Source organism: Amycolatopsis panacis (assembly GCF_003600245.1).
Taxonomy (GTDB): Bacteria; Actinomycetota; Actinomycetes; order Mycobacteriales; family Pseudonocardiaceae; genus Amycolatopsis; species Amycolatopsis sulphurea.
This window is the reverse complement of sequence record NZ_QZFV01000063.1, coordinates 43,056-60,250: the sequence shown is the minus strand read 5'-3', so window position 1 is coordinate 60,250 and position 17,195 is coordinate 43,056. Positions and strand designations below refer to the sequence as shown.

Genomic DNA, 17,195 nt, shown 5'->3' with positions numbered 1-17,195 from the left:
GTGATTTTCACGCCGCGACCGGATGCTCGCCGACCGCGTTCACCCGATCCGCGCACCGGCCGCTGCCGGCAAGTGAAACGACCACCGGGAATTCTCCCGATGGCCGCCACTGTCCTGCCGGTTCTCCCGAGGCGAATCCGCGGACGCCCGCCAAGACGGGCGGCGCACCGGTTTCGCCGGAGCACTCAGTTCTTCTTGTGGTAAGCCTCCACGACCTCGGACGGGATGCGCCCGCGGTCGGAAACCTGGAAACCGTTCTTGCGGGCCCAGGCGCGAATGGCCTGGTTCTGCTCGCGGTCCACCGCGGCCGGGCGAGCGGCGACCTTGCCACCGGTCACCGGGCGCAGCGGCGCGCGCTTGCGGCCACCCGCACGGCGCGCGTGTTCCACATACTGAGCGAGGGCGTCGCGCAACTCCTCGGCGTTTTCCGAGGAGAGATCGATCTGGTAGCTCACACCGTCCAAACCGAACTCGACGGTCTCTTCGGCCTCACTCCCGTCGAGGTCGTCGACCAGGGAGACCAGCACCTTCTGTGCCATCTGTTTCCTCCTGCGGGCTTACGCGAATGATCTGGGGTACGGGGCAAGCCCCGGGGACAGAAGTCTTTGTCTCCTGTATTAATACCCGCTCGGTCCCGCAAGTGCAAATCCGCAATGCGGATAATCTCCGTCACGTCGCGGCCGGGGACCGGTTATTCCGGCCGGACGAGCGGGAAGAGGATCGTCTCCCGGATACCGAGCCCGGTCAGCGCCATGAGCAGCCGGTCGATCCCCATTCCGACTCCGCCGCTCGGCGGCATTCCGTACTCCAGCGCCCGCAAGAAATCCTCGTCCAGCCGCATGGCCTCACTATCCCCCGAGGCGGCGAGCCGGGCTTGTTCGGTGAGCCGCTGCCGTTCCACCACCGGATCCACCAGTTCGGAGTATCCGGTGGCGAGTTCGAAACCGCGCACGTAGAGGTCCCACTTCTCGGCCACCCCCGCCCGGCTGCGGTGCTGCCGGGTGAGCGGAGAGGTCTCCAGCGGAAAATCACGGACAAATGTCGGAGTCCGAAGATCATCCCCGACGAGGTGTTCCCAGAGTTCTTCGACCAGTTTGCCGTGGCCGAGTGCCGGGTCCACCTCGATCTGCCGGGCGGCGGCGGTCTTGTGCAGTTGTGCGGCCGACGTCTCCGGGGTGACTTCCTCGCCCAGTGCCGCGGACAACGACTCGTACATACCCAGTGTCGTCCATTCGCCGGAAAGGTCGTACTCCGTTCCGTCCGCGAGTGTGACCACCTGCGCACCGAGCACGTTCTCCGCGGCCTCCTGGATGAGTTCACGGGTCATCACGGCATTCGTGTCATAAGTGGCGTACGCCTCGTAGTACTCGAGCATCGCGAACTCCGGCGAGTGCGAGGAGTCGCTGCCCTCGTTGCGGAAGTTGCGGTTGATCTCGAAGACCTTCTCGATCCCGCCGACCACGCAGCGCTTGAGATAGAGCTCCGGCGCGATACGCAGGTAGAGTTCGAGGTCGAAGGCATTCGACCGGGTCACGAACGGCCGGGCCGAGGCGCCGCCGTGCAGCGTTTGCAGCATCGGCGTCTCCACCTCGGTGAAGCCGCGCCGGTGGAACGACTCACGCAGGGAACGCACGACTCCGGCACGAGTACGCACCACGTCGCGAGCCCGCGGGCGCATGATCAAATCGACATAACGCTGGCGAATCCGGGTCTCTTCGGCCAGCTCCTTGAAAGCCACCGGCAGCGGTCGCAGTGACTTCGAGGTGAGCTGCCACTTCTCGGCCATCACCGAAAGCTCACCGCGCTTGGAGGTGATCACCTCGCCTTGCACGAATACGTGGTCGCCGAGATCGACATCGGACTTCCACGCGGCGAGTGCCTCCGCCCCGACCTTGGCGAGACTGAGCATAGCCTGCAGTTCGGTACCGTCACCCTCACGAAGAGTGGCGAAACAGAGTTTGCCCGTATTGCGGAGAAACATCACTCGCCCGGTGACCCCGGCCGTCACGCCGGTCGCGGTGTCCGGGGCCAGTCCGGAATGCGCGGCCCGGATCTCGGCGAGGCTGTGCGTCCGGGGAACCTCGACCGGGTAAGGATCGGCACCCGCCGCGATGATCCGGTCGCGCTTGTCCCGGCGCACCCGCAGCTGTTCGGGCAGGTCGTCATCGGGCAGCGCGTCGGACGCGGGGAATTCGGTCATGGCCCACAGGGTACGAACTCGCTGGTGAACCGGTTCCACCGGATTCCCCTTATCGGGGCACCGGCGGTATTAGAGTCGGACTACGTGACCGATCCCACTGCCGATGCGGAACTGCACGCCCGCCGCGCCTCGTCGTTCGGGGGCCAGGCCGCGGCATACGCCGAACACCGCCCCGATTACCCGCGCACCGCCCTCGAATGGGGGATGGCGGGCGCCGGCCACCAGGTACGCGACGTGCTCGATCTCGCCGCGGGTACCGGAAAGCTCACCGCCGGGCTGGTCGCGACCGGCCGCACGGTGACGGCGGTCGAACCCGATGCGGAAATGCTCGCCGAGCTGACGCGGCTGTTGCCGGACGTACCGGCACGGCTCGGCCGGGCCGAGGACATCCCGCTGCCGGACGGCTCGGTGGACGCGGTGTTCGTCGGGCAGGCCCTGCACTGGTTCGACTTGCCCGCCGCGTTCGCCGAAATACACCGCGTGCTGCGCCCCGGCGGCGTGCTGGCGGCGCTCTGGAACCACCAGGACGAATCGGTGGCCTGGGCGAACGAGTTCTCCCGGCTGTTGCACGCCGGCGTGAACCGTGGCGTGACCGACGGCGAACAGCACCTGAACGCCGCCGGGTTCGAGCCGTTCGAAAAGTCGGAGTTCCCGCACAGCCACCGGCGCACCACCGATTCGCTACTGGCCACAGTGTCCACTCACTCCGCGTTGCTGGTCGCCGAACCGGCCGACCGCGCTCAACTGCTGGCCCGCGCTCGCGCCTACTTGGACGCCGTGCCGGAAACCGCGAGCGGCGAATTCGACTATCCGTTGCGCACCATCGTGGCCCGGCTCCGGCGGAGCTGAACGGCGACGAAGCTCACCGGTGTCGGGGTACCGACGGTGCTACCTTCGAGGTGGCGCTCCGGCGTCCCGGACGAGCGCGTCGTACCCGGTCAGGACAAGACGGCGCAGTGACTCAACCAGCCACTGCGAAAGGGTTCGATCATGGCTTGGCTCGTCCTGGTCTTTTCCGGAGTCCTCGAAACCGTGTGGGCCGCGGCGCTCGGCGCGTCCAAGGGCTTCAGCAAGCTGTGGCCCAGCGTGCTGTTCGGCGTCGCGTTGCTGCTCAGCATGTCGGGGCTCGCGTACTCACTGCGCGCGATCCCGATCGGCGCGGGGTACGCGGTGTGGGTGGGCATCGGCGCGGTGGGCACCGCGCTTTACGGCATCCTCGCGCTGAACGATCCGATGACGTTCGGACGGATCGCTTGCCTGCTGCTGATCGTCGCGGGGGTTGTCGGGCTGAAACTGCTGCACTAGCGCACGTTGCGCTCGTACACCAGCCGCAGGCCGAGCAGGGTCAGGTCCGGTACGTGTTCGGTGATCGTCTCCGACTCGCCGAGCACGAGGGGGGCCAGACCGCCGGTGGCGATCACCGAGACCGGCTCGTCGGGGTCGTGCGCGAGTTCGCGCACGATGCGCCGGACGAGACCGTCCACCTGCCCGGCGAAGCCGAAAAGAATGCCGGACTGCAGGCACTCCACGGTGTTCTTGCCGATCACCGACCGCGGCCGGACCAGCTCCACCTTGCGCAACGCGGCGGCGCGGGCGGCCAGCGCGTCCACCGAGATCTCGATCCCAGGAGCGAACGCGCCGCCGAGGAACTCGCCGCGGGCGGAGATCGCGTCGACGTTCGTGGACGTGCCGAAGTCGACCACCACGCAGGCGGTGGCGTGCAGGTGGTGCGCGGCCAGCGTGTTCACCAGCCGGTCCGCGCCCACCTCCTTCGGGTTGTCCACCAGCAGCGGAACGCCGGTGCGCACGCCCGGTTCCACCACGATCTTCGGCACCCGCGCGTAGTAGCGGCCGAGCATCACCCGCAGCTCGCGCAGTACCGCGGGCACTGTGGACAGTGCGCTGATGCCGGTGATCGCGTCCGCGTGCGGGCCCAGCAGGCCGCGCATGGTCAGCGCCAGCTCATCCGCGGTCATCCGCGCGTCGGTACGCATGCGCCAGTCACCGACGAGGTCCGGCCCGTCGTGGAGACCGAGCACGATGTTGGTGTTCCCGACGTCCACAGTGAGCAGCAACGCGACTTCCTTTACTGCGGCGCAGGCGTGCGCACTCCGGTGAGAGGGTTCAGTTTTCCGCGTGCAGCAAGGCGTCGAGCCGGCGCGCGTCGGCGGTTTCGGCCACCGGGAAGGAGATCGTGTCCTCTTCCGGCAGCACCACGGTGCCGCTGAGCAGCCCGGAACCCTCCGGGGCGTATGCCGGGTCCACCCCGCGCTCGACGATCCGGTTGTCTCCGTCCACGAACACCACGCGCGGCTCGTAGGTGTGCGCCTCCGCGTTGTCCATCTGGCCGTAGGAGATCAGGATCACCAGGTCACCGGGGTGCACCAGGTGCGCGGCGGCGCCGTTGATGCCGAGCACGCCGCTGCCGCGCTCGCCCTTGATCACGTAGGTCTCCAGCCGGGCCCCGTTCGTGACATCCACAATGGACACCTGTTCGCCCGCCAGCAGATCGGCGGCGTCCATCAGGTCCTCGTCGACGGTGACCGAACCCACGTAGTGCAGATCCGCCTGGGTCACCGTGGCCCGGTGGATCTTCGATTTCAGCATCGTGCGATACATCGTGGACTCTCCCTATTCCCCTGCGTCCGGTTCCACGCTCGGATGCTCCACAGCCTTTCCGAGCAGCACTCCCACGTTGTCGATCAGCCGGGTGCTCCCCACCCGGGCGGCGACCAACAGCCGTGCCTCACCGTCGACGGGCGCGGGCCCGAGGTCGGTTCCCCTCAACTCCAGGTAATCCACTTCCACCCGTGGCCGGGCGGCGAGTGTCCGCCGCGCCACCTCCAGCACCGCGCCGGCCCCCTCCCGGCCGACGTGCGCGCCCGCGGAAAGCGCGGCCGAGAGAACAACGGCGTCCTCCCGTTGCTCCGGCGTCAGGTAGACGTTGCGTGAGGAGAGCGCGAGCCCGTCACGCTCCCGAACGGTCGGCACCCCGATCACGCGGGTGTCGATGTTCAGGTCGGCCACCATCCGCTTCACCAGCACCAGCTGCTGGTAGTCCTTTTCCCCGAAGAGCGCGTAATCCGGGCGAAGCAGGTTGAACAGCTTCGCCACGACCGTCAGCACGCCGCTGAAGTGCCCCGGCCGCACCGCACCTTCCAGCTCGTCGCCGAGCGGCCCGGGGTCGAGGGTGACGATCGCGTTCTCGGCATAGAGATCCGAGGCCTTCGGCGTGAACGCCAGCTCGACACCCGCTTCGGACAACGACTCCAGGTCCTTCTCCAGCGGACGCGGGTACGCCTCGAAGTCCTCCCCGGCGCCGAATTGCAGCGGGTTCACGAAAATCGACGCGGCCACCACCGTGTTCGGCAGTCGCTTCGCACGACGCAGCAGCTCACGGTGACCGTCGTGCAGCGCACCCATGGTGGGCACCAACGCGACCTTGCGGCCGACTGCGCGCAGCGCCCGGCTCACCTGGGCGATGTGCTCTGGCGGCTGGAACGTGTTGAGCGTGCCGCGCTGGAATTTCGGTGTGGTCACGGCGTTTGTCCTTCGGCGGGATCGGAAAGGAGATCGGTCAATGCGTCGGCGGCAGCCGCGTCGAGCAGTCCGGCGTCACGGGAGCGCTCGGCGGTGCGGCGGGCCAGCGACCGGTATGCCGCAGCGGTCTGCGGGGCCTGCGCGGCCAGCACGTCGAGATGCTTGCGCACGGTTCCGAGATCGCCGCGGGTGACCGGTCCGGTGAGCGCCCGGTCGCCGTGGCGCAGCACATTGTCCAACGCCGCCGACAACAGCGGTGCGACAAGGCGTTCGGCCTGCCCGATCCCCGCTTTCCGCAAGACTTCCGTGCAGTCGGCCACGAGTGTCATCAAGTGGTTCGCCCCGTGCGCCAGCGCCGCGTGGTAAAGCGCGCGAGCGGATTCCGGGATACGGACCGGTTCGGCGCCCATCTCCACCGCGAGTGCCTCGCCCACATTCCACGCCGCCTCGTCCTCGGACGCGGCCGTGATGCCGATGCTCGCGGTGGCCAGCCGTTCCAGATCCTCTTCGCGGCCGGTGAAGGTGAGCACCGGGTGCAGCGCGAGCGGCAGCGCGCCCGCCTCGGCGGCCGGGGCCAGTACGTCGACGCCGTACGCGCCGGAAGTGTGCACCACGATCTGCCCCGGCCGCACCGACTCGGTGGCGGCGAGGCCACGCACCATGCCGGGGAGCGCGTCGTCCGGCAGCGCCAGCAGGACCAGATCAGCGCTGCGCACGACCTCGTCGGGCGGCAGCAGCGGGACGCCGGGCAACAACCGTTCGGCACGGGACAGCGAGGCGGCGGACAGCCCGGAGGCCGCCACCACGGTGTGTCCGGCTCTGGCCAGCGCAGCGCCGAGGACGCTGCCGACCCGGCCGGCGGAGACCACCCCGACCGCGAGACGGGCAGGCCGGTTCATGGCGTGCGCCTGTGGACGCTCATGGCTCGAAACTCCTAGTGCTCGTTCCAGTCCCGCTTCCGGCGCGGGTACCAGACGACCGCGCGAGGGTAGCCCGGACCGAGCCGGTTCGCGGCGCCCGGGTGACCAGCTTCACCCGGGGCTTCCGGCGCGGCCGTACCCTAGCCGGGCCGGTCGGCCACGGGACAGGGATACCCCGGTGGGATCAGGTTTTTGACACCGCCGAGCTACCCCTGGCGGGTGGATGATCACCGGGCGTGGCCGCGGTTGGCCAATCGCACCGCATCCGCGCGAGCCGCCTGCAGCGTGTGCAGCAGCTCGTCCTGACGGCGACGGTCGTCGTCGGTGCGCAGCCGGGTACGGCGGAGGAAGGCGAGTTCGCTCACGCTCGCCTGGTACTGCGCGACCGCGCGCGCCGCGGCCCGTCCGGACTCGCGGCGGGCCTGCCGTCGCCAAGCCCGCCGCCCGGACAGGCTCGCCAGCAGCTGGATCTCCGACGGCGAAATCCAGCGGGCCGCCGCCATCCGGGGCAGGGCGGCGGCGACGATCTTCTGCTCCCGTCTTCGCTGCAGCACGATTACGTAGACGACCCCGATGAACAGCGGCACCATCACCAGGAAATACACCGTGAGAAACGCAGTGGAACCACCGAGCGTGGCCGCGCTGTTCCACAACGCATGCAAGCAAACGCCGACGACATAACCGGCCAGCGGCGCGCAGATCCGTACCCACCGTTGCGTGGCACGCGCGGCCACGCCGAAGCCGATGCCGGTCATCACGGTGAACAGCGGATGCGTGAACGGTGAGAGCACGCCACGCAGGATGAATGCGGCCAGGACGCCGGAGTGCGCGCCGTTGCCGAAACCGTAGTCGGCGAACGCGCGGCCGAAGTAGTAGATGTTCTCGGTGAACGCGAATCCGGCCGCGGCGAAGCCCGCGTAGACGACTCCGTCGACCACGCCGTCGAATTCGTCGCGGCGACGCCAGAAGATCAACAGTACGAAGGCGCCCTTCGCGGCTTCTTCCACCAGCGGCGCGGACAGCAGCGCGCTGAACTTGCTCCCACGGCCACCGCCGAGGAGCAGATCACCGACCGCTTCCGCACCGCTGTTGATGAGCAGCGCGACGATCGTGGCAATGCAGGCGCCCCAGGCGAAACCGAGCAACAGCAGCTTCGCGGGCTCGGGCTCCCAGCGGTCCACCCAGAGGAACCCGGCGACCACCATCCCGACCGGGACCAGCGCGGCGAGCACGCCGATCGCCACCGCGAGCCAGCCGACCCGCGCGGTGGCGAGGCCGAACAGGAACAGGCCGCACAATGCGGCCACGATCAGGCCGATCACCGGCAGCAGCACGGTGACCTGCCGGGACCGGGGAGCCGAGCCCTTCATGGCCAGGGTTCCGTTCACGAGCGGTCACCATACGCAGACGAGATGGCGGATGCCGGGTGGGCGGATCCGTTCAGTCCTCCGCGCGGCGACGGCGGCGGGGCGTGGATTCCGCCTTGCCATTGGCCGCGAGCAGCTCGGTGACCGAACGGCCGGACGCGTGCGAACCCGTTTCGGCCCGCGGCGCGGCGCGGCGACCGGACGCTGGTTCGTCTGTCTCCGGCGCGGAATGCTGGCTGTGCGCGGATTCCGGTGCGGCCCGGCGTCCTGCCGCCTCGACGTGCCGCTGGCTCTGCCAGCCCGGCGGCTCCCCCTCCGGACGACGGCGACGGCCGCCCGAAGCGGCCACCGGTTCGTCCTCCGACCGGCGACGGCGGCCGCCGGTCCCGGAGGAGGCGTTGCTGCGCACGGACTCCGGCAAGATCGAGTTGGCAGGTTCGTCATCCGCCGGAGCACCATGCCGTCCGGTCGGCGTTTCCGCAGCCAATGGGGACACAGGGGACGCATCGGGCTGCGGGAACTGCTGCAGCCGCGACGGTACCCGGTCCGCCGAGTCCGCGGCCGGTTTCCCGGCTGATGGCTCGGAAGCGTTGTCCTGCACGGGTTTCCAGCTGACGGCAGGCTCCGCCGGTGACTCGGCGCTGCCCGGCCGCGCCGCCGCAGGCTGCTCGGCCACGGCGCCCCGACGGCTCGCTTCGCGGCGAACGGCAGCTCCGGCCCAGCGGGCACGACGGCCGTCCGCAGCCGAATCGGATTCGTCCTCGGCTCGGCGGGCCGCTGCCGCACGGCGACCGGCAGACTCGTCGTCCGACCATGAAGCCGCCGGAGCGGGCTGGACGGCGGCGGCCGGAGTCTCGGTCCAACGACCGGCCGCGGCACGGCCGGGACCTGCCTGGGCACGCTCGTCCGCTGCCCACTGGCCTGTGGGCGCCTGGCGGCCACCGGCTGCCGGGGCGGCCTGTTCGCTTTCACTCCGGCGGGCCGCCTGGGCACGCTCGTCCTGCTCGTCGCCCCAACGAGGGCCACGATCGCCCTCCGGCCGCGGAGCCGCGGACTGACCGTTCGCCTGCTCGCCGGCGGGCTGCCTGCCGGGGGCCGCGCGACGGCCGGTCGGCTGCTGTTCGGCGCCGGCCCAGCGGGCACGGCGGCTGTTCGGCTCGGCCGGTTCCTGGTCGTGGCCGGTCCACTGGCCCTGGGAGGCACGGCCGGTGGACTCGGCGGCCGGTTCGTCCTCGGCCCACTGACCGGGGGCCGGACGGGCTTCAACCGGTTCCGGCTCGGCCCAGCGACCCGGTGCCGGGCGGCGGCCGGGCGGCTCGGATTCGCCCTCAGCCCGCAATGCGACCGTCCTGCGGCCGTCGGACGGATCCGCTTCCGCGTCACCGCAAGGACCCGGCGCGGGGCGACGGGCAGGGGCAGAGATCTCGGTCCGTTCCCCGGGTTCCGGGTGCGGCTCGGACGGCTCCGGGCGACGGCGCGGGCCGGGGCGGACGCCAAGGCGCGGAGCCTGCCGGGCCGGCTCCGCGGCCGGTTCCGGCTTGGCCACCGGGGCGACCATGCGCGTCGGCTGGGATTCGGCGGTGCGGCGGGCGGCTTCGGCGCGACGCTCGGCTTCCTTCACCGCGCGTGCGGCAGCTGATTCGGGACCGGGCTCACCGCTGCTGACCAATTCGTCGGGCTGCGGACGGGTGAGCTGCTCGGTCCGGTGCACGACCGGATGACCGCCCCCCGGATTCGCGGCGGGCTGCGGACGGCGCCGCTGCGCGCCGGCCGGGTCCAGCACCCGGTCCATCAGCTCGGTCTGCCGTTCGGGCGTCTCGCTCACCGGCCGTTGCGGGGCCAGCAGCTGGACGGGCTTCTTGCTGCCGTTGCCGCTCTCCGCGCCGGTGGTGACCAGGCGCTGCTCGTCGTTCAGCGCGCGCATCCGGGTCGCCTGCGCGGTGAGCGCCACGCGTTCGAGCAGCACCTCGCCACCGAGCAGGGACTGCAGGCTCTCGCGCAGCGCGGACACCTCGGCCCGCAGTGCCTCCAGCTCGTCCCGAGACTGCGACTGCGCGGCTTCGCGCGTCTCGGCCTCGATCTCCAGCTCGTACTCCCGCCGGGCCGCGATCTCGCGTTCCAGCTCGAGTTCGTACACCGCCTGCGCCTCGGAGACCGCGTCCTCGCTGTGTGCGGCGTGCTTGCGGTACCGCACGGCGAGGAACGCGCCGATCAGCGCGGCCCAGAGCGCGGCGACGATACCCAGCCGGAGGAACCGGAGGTCGTCGCTGAGCACCATAGCGAGCGTGGCTCCGACGGCGAGGAGCAATCCGACGATCAGCCACGGCCTGCCCCAACGGCGGCCGCGCGAGTCGTCACCCACGCCAGTCATGCCGAACACCGTACCTTCCAGTGACCTTAATGAGACCCAGTCGGTACTTCGAGCGGGCGGATCGAATCGTTAACCGGTCGGTCGCTCCGGTTTCTCCGGCGGGGTCCGGCAGCAGTGTTCCAGCCACAAACCGGCAGCTACAAGCAGTGCCGAGGACACCACTCCGACCACCGCCGAACGACTGTCGGCGACCGCGGCGGCGAGTTCGTCACGGCGCGGGAAGACGTAACCGAACGCGGCCAGCCAGCCACCGCCGAGGAACGCGCCGGCCAGCGACGAGGCCTTGGCCAGCGCCACCGCGCGGGCGATCCCGACCGCACCGGTCACCCGGCCGGACCGGATCCGCGACCGGATCGACAAGGACAGCACCAGCTCGGCCGCGGCCAGTACCGCGAAGGTGACCCCGGCCAGCAACGGCAGCCGGGGCAGGTTCCCGTAGTCGAACTGAAAGAGCAGGTAGACCACGGCGAACCCGGCGATTGCGGCCACCACCAGGTCCCGGGGCCGGGTGAAGTGCATACGCCCACCGTACCGAGCCCGCTCTGGCAGTCTTGACTCTCCAGCGACTGGAGACTTCACCATGACTGCCATGCCTGCCACCCCGGTCTTCACCATCGGCGAGCTGTCCCGGCGCACCGGGTTGCCGGTGAAGACCATCCGATTCTACTCCGACGAGGGCCTGCTCCCGCCGACCCGGCGCTCCGGCGCCGGTTACCGGCTCTACGACGTGCACGCGCTCGCCCGGCTGGAGCTGGTGCGGACGCTGCGCGAACTGGGCGTCGGCCTGCCCGACGTGGCCCGCGCGCTCGCGCGGGAGACGACTGTGCGCGACCTCGCCGTGCACCACGTCGAGGCGCTGGACGAGCAGATCCGGCGGTTGCGGCTGCGCCGCGCGGTCCTGCGGGCGGTGGTGAAACGTGATTCCGAGCTGGAGGAAGTGAAACTGATGAACCGACTCGCGCAGATGTCCGACGAACAGCGGCACCGGCTGGTCGAGGAATTCTGGACGGAAATGGAAGCGGGGCTGGACGTGGACCCCGAGTTCTACGCCCGGATGCGCGCGGCCAGACCCGCCCTGCCGGACGATCCGAGCCCGCAGCAGCTGGAAGCCTGGATCGAGTTCGCCGAACTCGTGCAGGATCCGGACTTCCGCGCGCTGATCCGGCGCCTGAGCGAACGTCAGGCGGCCGCCCGCGCGGCCGGTGAGTACGAGCAGCCCGGCCAGGCCCAGCGAGAGCAGTGGTTCACCTGGATGACTGAAGCTCGTGCCGCCCTTGATGCCGGTGATGCCCCGGACTCCGCGGTCGGTCGCGCACTGGCCACGAAGGTCGCGGCCGACTCCGCCCGTGGGGACCAGAATCCGCAGGATCCGGGGTTCCGCCACACATTGGCCGCCACCTTCGCCGACGGCGGCGATCCCCGAGCCGAGCGATACTGGCAGCTACTGGCGATCATCAACGGCTGGCCGGCCATCCCGAGCAGCCAGGAGGAATTGCAGTTCCTGCTGGCTGCGTTGCGGGCGTGAGTGGGGTTCTCAGGGCTTGGCCTGCGAGGACAACCACGCGCCGCTGAAGCGAACCTGGCCGGGTCGAGTGAGAGCCACTCGGCCCGGCCGGATCCGGACCAGCGCTCAAAAGCGGGCACACGACGGCCACGACCCCATCACCCAGACCGGCGCGGCACGGTCAGATCAAGGTCAGATCCGGCCGCCGGACCACACCCTCGCGATCAGCAGGCGAAAGGCGGGCCAGCAGGTCGGAGATCCGGCCGTGGCCGGGCAGTTCGGCGTCCGGGTCGATTTCCAGCCAGGGGATCAGGACGCTGGCCCGGTCCGGGGTACCGGGGTGCGGCAGGAGCAGCTCCGGGTCGGCCGAGCTGACGCCGTCCACTGTCACTATGTCGACATCCAGCGTTCGCGGTCCCCAGCGTAATTCGCGGACCCGGTCGGCGGACTGTTCGGCGGACTGGGCGACGCGCAACCACGCCCAGTGGTCGCGGGCCGGGTCTTCGACCACGCAGACCGCATTGAGGAAGTCCGGCTGGTCCTCCACGCCCCATGGTTTCGTTTCGTAGACGCTGGACACGGCGACCAGCGCCGGGCGGACGGCCTCGATCGCGATGCGCAGGCAGGCGAGCCGGTCGCCGAGGTTCGAGCCCAGCGAGAGGACGGCGCGGCTCATCGTTCCCGCCGGATGGTGACCGCCACGTCGTCGAAGGTCAGAGGGATCGGGGCGGCCGGTTTGTGCACGGTGACCTCCACGGCGCGCAGCCGGTGATCGGCGAGGACCTCGTCGGCGATCTTGCCCGCGACGCTCTCGATCAGGTCGTACGGTTTCCCGGCGACGATCCCGGCGGCCAGCTCGGCCAGTTCGCCGTAGTGCAGGGTCTCGGTGAGATCGTCCGAAGCGGCGGCCGGGCCGAGGTCGAGCCACGCGGTGACGTCCACGACGAACTCCTGCCCGTCCCGCTTCTCGTGCTCGAACACGCCGTGGCGGCCGAACACCCGTAGCCCGGTGAGCGTGATCCGGTCAGCCATCGGCTCTCCCGCGTTGCCAGGCCGCGGCCACTGCCACGGCGTCGAGTGAAGCGCCCACCTCGTGCACCCGCACGCCCCAGGCCCCGGCCGCGGCGGCCAAAGTGGACACTGCGGCAGTCGCCACCTCGCGTCCGTCCGGCGGCCGTGGGTGACCGTCCTTTCCGGACAGCAACCGACCGAGAAAGCGTTTCCGTGAAGCGCCGACGAGCACTGGAAAACCCAGTGACAGCAAGGAATCCAGCTGATGCAGCAGGGCCCAGTCGTGTTCCGGCCGCTTCGCGAAGCCGAGACCGGGATCGAGCACGATCGCACTCTGCTCGACTCCCGCGGCGAGCGCATCGTCCACACGGGACAGCAGCTCGTCCCGCACTTCGGCCACGACGTCGGTGTACTCGGCGAGCGAGGTCATGTCCCTGCTGTGGCCGCGCCAGTGCATGAGCACCCACGGGGCACCCGTCTCGGCAGCCACCCGCGCCATATCCGGGTCCGCAAGGCCACCGGAGACGTCGTTGATCACCTTGGCACCGGCCGCCAGCGCGGCCTCCGCGACCGTGGCCCGCGTCGTGTCCACCGAGAGCGCGATGCCCTCGGAAGCCAGCTGCCGGATCACCGGAAGTATCCGCGCAGCCTCGACATCCGCATCGACGCGGGACGCACCGGGCCGCGTCGACTCACCCCCGACGTCGATCAGGTCCGCGCCACGCGCCCACATTTCCCGCGCGTGGTCCAGCGCCTGGTCCAGATCGAGGTAACGGCCACCGTCGGAGAAGGAATCCGGCGTCACGTTGAGCACGCCCATCACCGCGCATCGGCCTGGACGCGGGATCATCGGGTGCTCCGGATCAGGTTGAGCGCCTCTGCCCGCGAGCTGGCCGACGTACGCAGCAGCCCGCGCACCGCGGACGTGGTGGTCCGCGAACCCGGCTTGCGAATCCCGCGCGGCCCCAGCTTGCGCTCCGGCGCATCCGCGACCTGCGAGGTGAGCCGCTCCTGCACCCGCGGCCGCTTGGCGTAGAGGTCGACCAGCCGCGCCGGCTTCGACAACCCGGTGACCTTGCCTTCGGAATTGGGGATGTGGCCGATGTGCGCCACGCCGTGAAAGGAAAGCAGATGGTGCTCGCAGTTGTGCGTCAAGTGGCCGTCAATCAGGAAGGCCGGATGCGGATCGCCGGTAAAGCTGTACACAGTGGACAGTTCCGGTCCGATCGGCCGCACCGAACGGACTGCCACGTACTCGGATTCACTCAGGTCGGTCACGTAGTCGTCCTGGGCGAACCCGTGCCGGCGAAACCAGCTGCCGGACCCCGGCCCGGCGGACCGCGCCCCGGCCACCGCGAGCTGCCTGCCCGGTTTCCGCACCGCAGTCCACTCGATGTCCTTCGCCTCCTGCCAGCCCTGCGGCGTGGCGAGCGGATGGTCCGGCGTGACCCGGAATCGGCCGGCCGACGTGGTGACCTCGACCAGCGCGCTGGTCCGTTGCGAGCCGATCGCCGCGACCGTTGTCTCCGCGACCCGCTCGCCGGCCAGCGTCCGGAGCCGATCCCCCACCACGACGTCTTCCGCCGGTTTCGCCCCCGCGATCACCTCCACGGTCTGCCCGGCCGGCACGCAGGTCGAGTACATCGGAATGGCGGTGACGAGCACGAATTCCTCATGCGATTCATCGAAGGTGCGGGTCAGCAGCTCGTCCGGATCGGCGTAGAGACCGGCGAACATCTCCCGGTAAGCGCGAGCGACCCGGGCCGGGGTGTCCTGAAGACCGTCCCGATCCGGGTCCTCACCGCAGGCGAGCAGCAGCTCGCGGATGGCGCGCTCCGCCCGGTCCTGGTCGAGGACCGGGCGGCCGCCGTGGTTATTGCTTGTCGGTTCCGTCGCCGTCACGCCGCTGCTGCCCCTCGTCCGGCTGCTGGCCGTTCGCGCCGTCGGCGAACCAGCCCTGCTCACGCGGACGGTCCTCGGCCGGACGCCACGGCTGCTGACCACCCGGCGATGTCGCCGGGGTCCAGCCGGGGGGCGCCCCGTAGTTCGGCGGGCCACTCTGCGCACCACCCGGGCCATTCGGGTGGTAGCCACCGGGCGGGCCGCCCGGTGGCTGACCGCCGTAGGGCTGGGGCCAGCGGCCGGAACCGTTCGATCCGCCGTTCGGCCGGCCGCCGTTGGCCGGCGGGGCGTACGGGTTGGCGTTCGGGTCCGGGGCCGGGTACGGCGGGCCACCGGGCAGGTCACCGGCACCGGGCGCGGTGGCGACCGGGGTCGGGGCCGGCTGGAGCACCGGCTTCTCCTTCTCCGGCGGGGGCCACGGCTCCCCGCGCTCCATCGCCAGCTCACCCGGGGTCTTCACCGGCGGCTTGTCCGACGGAGTGCGCTCACCGAACTCGTTGAACACGGTGATGTGCGGGCGCTTCTCGACGGTCTCGAAGATCCGCTCCAGGTCCTTGCGCTGCAAGGTTTCCTTGTCCAGCAGCTCGACGACCAGGTTGTCCAGCACGTCGCGGTAGGTGTTGAGCACATGCCACGCCTCGGTGTGCGCGGTCTCGATGAGCTTGCGCACCTCCTCGTCGATCTCGTGCGCCACCTCGAGCGAGTAGTCGGCCTGCCGTCCGGCGGACCGGCCGAGGAACGGGTCGCCCTGCTCCTGGCCGTACTTGACCGCGCCGAGCCGCGCGCTCATGCCGTACTCGGTGACCATCGCGCGGGCGATCTTCGTGGCCTGCTCGATGTCCGAGGACGCACCGGTGGTCGGCTCGTGGAACACCAGCTCCTCGGCGGTGCGGCCACCCATCGCGAACACCAGCCTGCCGATCATCTCCGACCGGGTCATCAGCTGCTTGTCGTCCTCGGGGACCAGCAGGGCATGCCCGCCGGTGCGGCCACGAGGCAGGATGGTCAGCTTGTACACCGGCTCGATGTCCGGCATCGCCCACGCGGCGAGCGCGTGCCCGCCCTCGTGGTAGGCGGTGATCTTCTTCTCCTTCTCGGAGATGATCCGGCTCTTGCGCGCCGGACCGCCGACCACCCGGTCGACCGATTCCTCGAGCGCGGCGTCGGTGATCACGTGCCCGTTCTCGCGGGCGGTGAGCAGCGCGGCCTCGTTCAGCACGTTGGCCAGGTCCGCACCGGACATGCCCACGGTGCGCTTGGCCAGCCCGGTCAGATCGGTGCCCTGCGCGATCGGCTTGCCCTTCGCGTGTACCTCGAGGATCGCCTTGCGGCCGAGCAGATCCGGCGCGGAGACCGGGATCTGCCGGTCGAACCGGCCGGGGCGCAGCAGCGCCGGGTCCAGGATGTCCGGCCGGTTGGTGGCCGCGATCAGGATGATGCCGCCGCGCGCGTCGAAGCCGTCCATCTCGACCAGCAGCTGGTTCAGCGTCTGCTCGCGCTCGTCGTGGCCGCCGCCGAGGCCGGCGCCGCGCTGGCGGCCGACCGCGTCGATCTCGTCCACGAAGATGATGCACGGCGCGTTCTGCTTGGCCTGCTCGAACAGGTCGCGCACCCGGGAAGCGCCGACGCCCACGAACATCTCGACGAAGTCGGAACCGGAGATCGTGTAGAACGGCACCCCTGCCTCACCGGCGACGGCTCGCGCGAGCAGCGTCTTACCGGTACCCGGCGGCCCGTAGAGCAACACGCCCTTCGGGATCTTCGCGCCGAGGGCCTGATAGCGCGCCGGATTCTGCAGGAAGTCCTTGATCTCGTACAGCTCTTCGACCGCCTCGTCGGCGCCCGCGACATCCCCGAAGGTGGTCTTCGGCATGTCCTTGTTCAGCTGCTTGGCCTTGGACTTGCCGAAGTTGAGGACCCGGTTGCCCCCGCCCTGGGCGTTGTTCATCATCCACATCAGCAGGCCCAGCACCAGCGCCAGCGGAATGGCGAAGATGAGGATCTGGGTGAACAGCGACTGCTGGGTCACCTTGGTGGTGAACTTGATCGGCTGGCCGTCGAACTTCGCATCGTTGAGCGAGGTGTAGATGGAGCTGGTGGCGTCCGCCGGGTACTGCGCGATGATCTGGTCGGTCTGGGTGCCCTCGACGTCGATCTTCTGCGTGAGCAGCAGCTTGAGCTGCTGCTCCTTGTCCTCGAGGTTGGCTTCCTTGACGTGACCCTGGGCGATCTGCTGGTTCGCCACCGAGATGGGAGCCTGCGTGTAGCCACGATCGCTGTCGAAGATCGTGTTGTACGCGAACAACGCCAGCAACCCCGCGACGATCCACAGCAGTGGGTTCCTGAGCACGCTCTTCCGGTTCATACGACTCGGCCTTTG

16 protein-coding genes, 2 pseudogenes and 1 riboswitch are annotated in these 17,195 nt (G+C 69.9%); of the genes and pseudogenes, 3 read left to right on the top strand and 15 right to left on the bottom strand.

What is annotated here, in order from left to right; translation table 11 throughout:
• Window positions 1-185: 185 nt before the first annotated feature.
• Window positions 186-539: a histone-like nucleoid-structuring protein Lsr2 gene (locus D5S19_RS06300; RefSeq protein WP_120022373.1), complete on the bottom strand. Its 354-nt coding sequence runs from the start codon at window positions 537-539 to the stop codon at window positions 186-188.
• 152 nt (window positions 540-691) lie between these two features.
• Window positions 692-2,200 (bottom strand): lysine--tRNA ligase, encoded by a 1,509-nt coding sequence (gene lysS, locus D5S19_RS06295; RefSeq protein ID WP_120022372.1) that lies wholly within the window; start codon window positions 2,198-2,200, stop codon window positions 692-694.
• Between the two features lie 84 nt (window positions 2,201-2,284).
• Between lysS and D5S19_RS06290 the strand changes: the two genes are divergently transcribed.
• Window positions 2,285-3,049, top strand: a complete 765-nt coding sequence (locus tag D5S19_RS06290; RefSeq protein ID WP_199730374.1) for a class I SAM-dependent methyltransferase — start codon at window positions 2,285-2,287, stop codon at window positions 3,047-3,049.
• Between the two features lie 47 nt (window positions 3,050-3,096).
• A riboswitch (guanidine-III (ykkC-III) riboswitch) is annotated at window positions 3,097-3,158 on the top strand.
• Window positions 3,159-3,190: 32 nt separating this feature from the next.
• Window positions 3,191-3,505 carry a DMT family transporter gene (locus D5S19_RS06285; RefSeq protein ID WP_120022371.1) on the top strand — a complete coding sequence of 105 codons (315 nt, stop codon included), beginning with the start codon at window positions 3,191-3,193 and terminating at the stop codon, window positions 3,503-3,505.
• Here the strand turns inward: D5S19_RS06285 and D5S19_RS06280 are convergent.
• The 7 genes from D5S19_RS06280 to D5S19_RS06250 form a co-directional block, all read right to left on the bottom strand.
• Complete coding sequence (locus tag D5S19_RS06280; protein WP_120022370.1) at window positions 3,502-4,275, bottom strand: type III pantothenate kinase; 774 nt, start codon at window positions 4,273-4,275, stop codon at window positions 3,502-3,504. The genes D5S19_RS06285 and D5S19_RS06280 overlap by 4 nt on opposite strands.
• A 49-nt stretch (window positions 4,276-4,324) precedes the next feature.
• A complete protein-coding gene (panD, locus tag D5S19_RS06275; RefSeq protein ID WP_120022369.1) occupies window positions 4,325-4,819 on the bottom strand; it encodes an aspartate 1-decarboxylase in 495 nt (164 codons plus the stop codon).
• A 12-nt stretch (window positions 4,820-4,831) separates the two neighbouring features.
• Window positions 4,832-5,740 carry a pantoate--beta-alanine ligase gene (panC, locus tag D5S19_RS06270; protein WP_120022368.1) on the bottom strand — a complete coding sequence of 303 codons (909 nt, stop codon included), beginning with the start codon at window positions 5,738-5,740 and terminating at the stop codon, window positions 4,832-4,834.
• Window positions 5,737-6,690 carry a Rossmann-like and DUF2520 domain-containing protein gene (locus tag D5S19_RS06265; protein WP_407641721.1) on the bottom strand — a complete coding sequence of 318 codons (954 nt, stop codon included), beginning with the start codon at window positions 6,688-6,690 and terminating at the stop codon, window positions 5,737-5,739. Before D5S19_RS06265 ends, panC begins: the two co-directional genes overlap by 4 nt.
• A 197-nt stretch (window positions 6,691-6,887) precedes the next feature.
• A complete protein-coding gene (locus tag D5S19_RS06260; protein ID WP_120022410.1) occupies window positions 6,888-7,994 on the bottom strand; it encodes a PrsW family intramembrane metalloprotease in 1,107 nt (368 codons plus the stop codon).
• Window positions 7,995-8,100: 106 nt separating this feature from the next.
• Window positions 8,101-10,398 (bottom strand): DUF6779 domain-containing protein, encoded by a 2,298-nt coding sequence (locus tag D5S19_RS06255; protein WP_120022409.1) that lies wholly within the window; start codon window positions 10,396-10,398, stop codon window positions 8,101-8,103.
• Between the two features lie 69 nt (window positions 10,399-10,467).
• Window positions 10,468-10,917: a DUF3180 domain-containing protein gene (locus D5S19_RS06250; protein ID WP_120022366.1), complete on the bottom strand. Its 450-nt coding sequence runs from the start codon at window positions 10,915-10,917 to the stop codon at window positions 10,468-10,470.
• 70 nt (window positions 10,918-10,987) lie between these two features.
• Between D5S19_RS06250 and D5S19_RS06245 the strand changes: the two genes are divergently transcribed.
• Entirely contained in the window at window positions 10,988-11,923 is a 936-nt protein-coding gene (locus D5S19_RS06245) for a helix-turn-helix domain-containing protein (RefSeq protein WP_407641718.1), read from the top strand.
• Between the two features lie 160 nt (window positions 11,924-12,083).
• Here the strand turns inward: D5S19_RS06245 and folK are convergent, their stop codons facing one another.
• The 6 genes and pseudogenes from folK to ftsH form a co-directional block, all read right to left on the bottom strand.
• Window positions 12,084-12,578, bottom strand: coding sequence for a 2-amino-4-hydroxy-6-hydroxymethyldihydropteridine diphosphokinase (folK, locus tag D5S19_RS06240; protein WP_120022364.1), 495 nt, complete (start codon window positions 12,576-12,578; stop codon window positions 12,084-12,086).
• The gene (gene folB, locus D5S19_RS06235; protein WP_120022363.1) at window positions 12,575-12,934 is read right to left on the bottom strand and encodes a dihydroneopterin aldolase; all 360 of its coding nucleotides are present in this window, start codon (window positions 12,932-12,934) and stop codon (window positions 12,575-12,577) included. Before folB ends, folK begins: the two co-directional genes overlap by 4 nt.
• Window positions 12,927-13,763: a dihydropteroate synthase gene (folP, locus tag D5S19_RS06230; protein ID WP_456061900.1), complete on the bottom strand. Its 837-nt coding sequence runs from the start codon at window positions 13,761-13,763 to the stop codon at window positions 12,927-12,929. Before folP ends, folB begins: the two co-directional genes overlap by 8 nt.
• Window positions 13,760-14,056: pseudogene (locus D5S19_RS06225) on the bottom strand (GTP cyclohydrolase I); the annotation flags it as partial. The gene folP and the pseudogene D5S19_RS06225, both read right to left, overlap by 4 nt.
• A 486-nt stretch (window positions 14,057-14,542) precedes the next feature.
• Window positions 14,543-14,815 (bottom strand): annotated as a pseudogene (locus tag D5S19_RS06220) (GTP cyclohydrolase I); the annotation flags it as partial.
• Window positions 14,787-17,180, bottom strand: a complete 2,394-nt coding sequence (gene ftsH, locus D5S19_RS06215) for an ATP-dependent zinc metalloprotease FtsH (RefSeq protein ID WP_120022361.1) — start codon at window positions 17,178-17,180, stop codon at window positions 14,787-14,789. The gene ftsH and the pseudogene D5S19_RS06220, both read right to left, overlap by 29 nt.
• Window positions 17,181-17,195 lie beyond the last annotated feature (15 nt).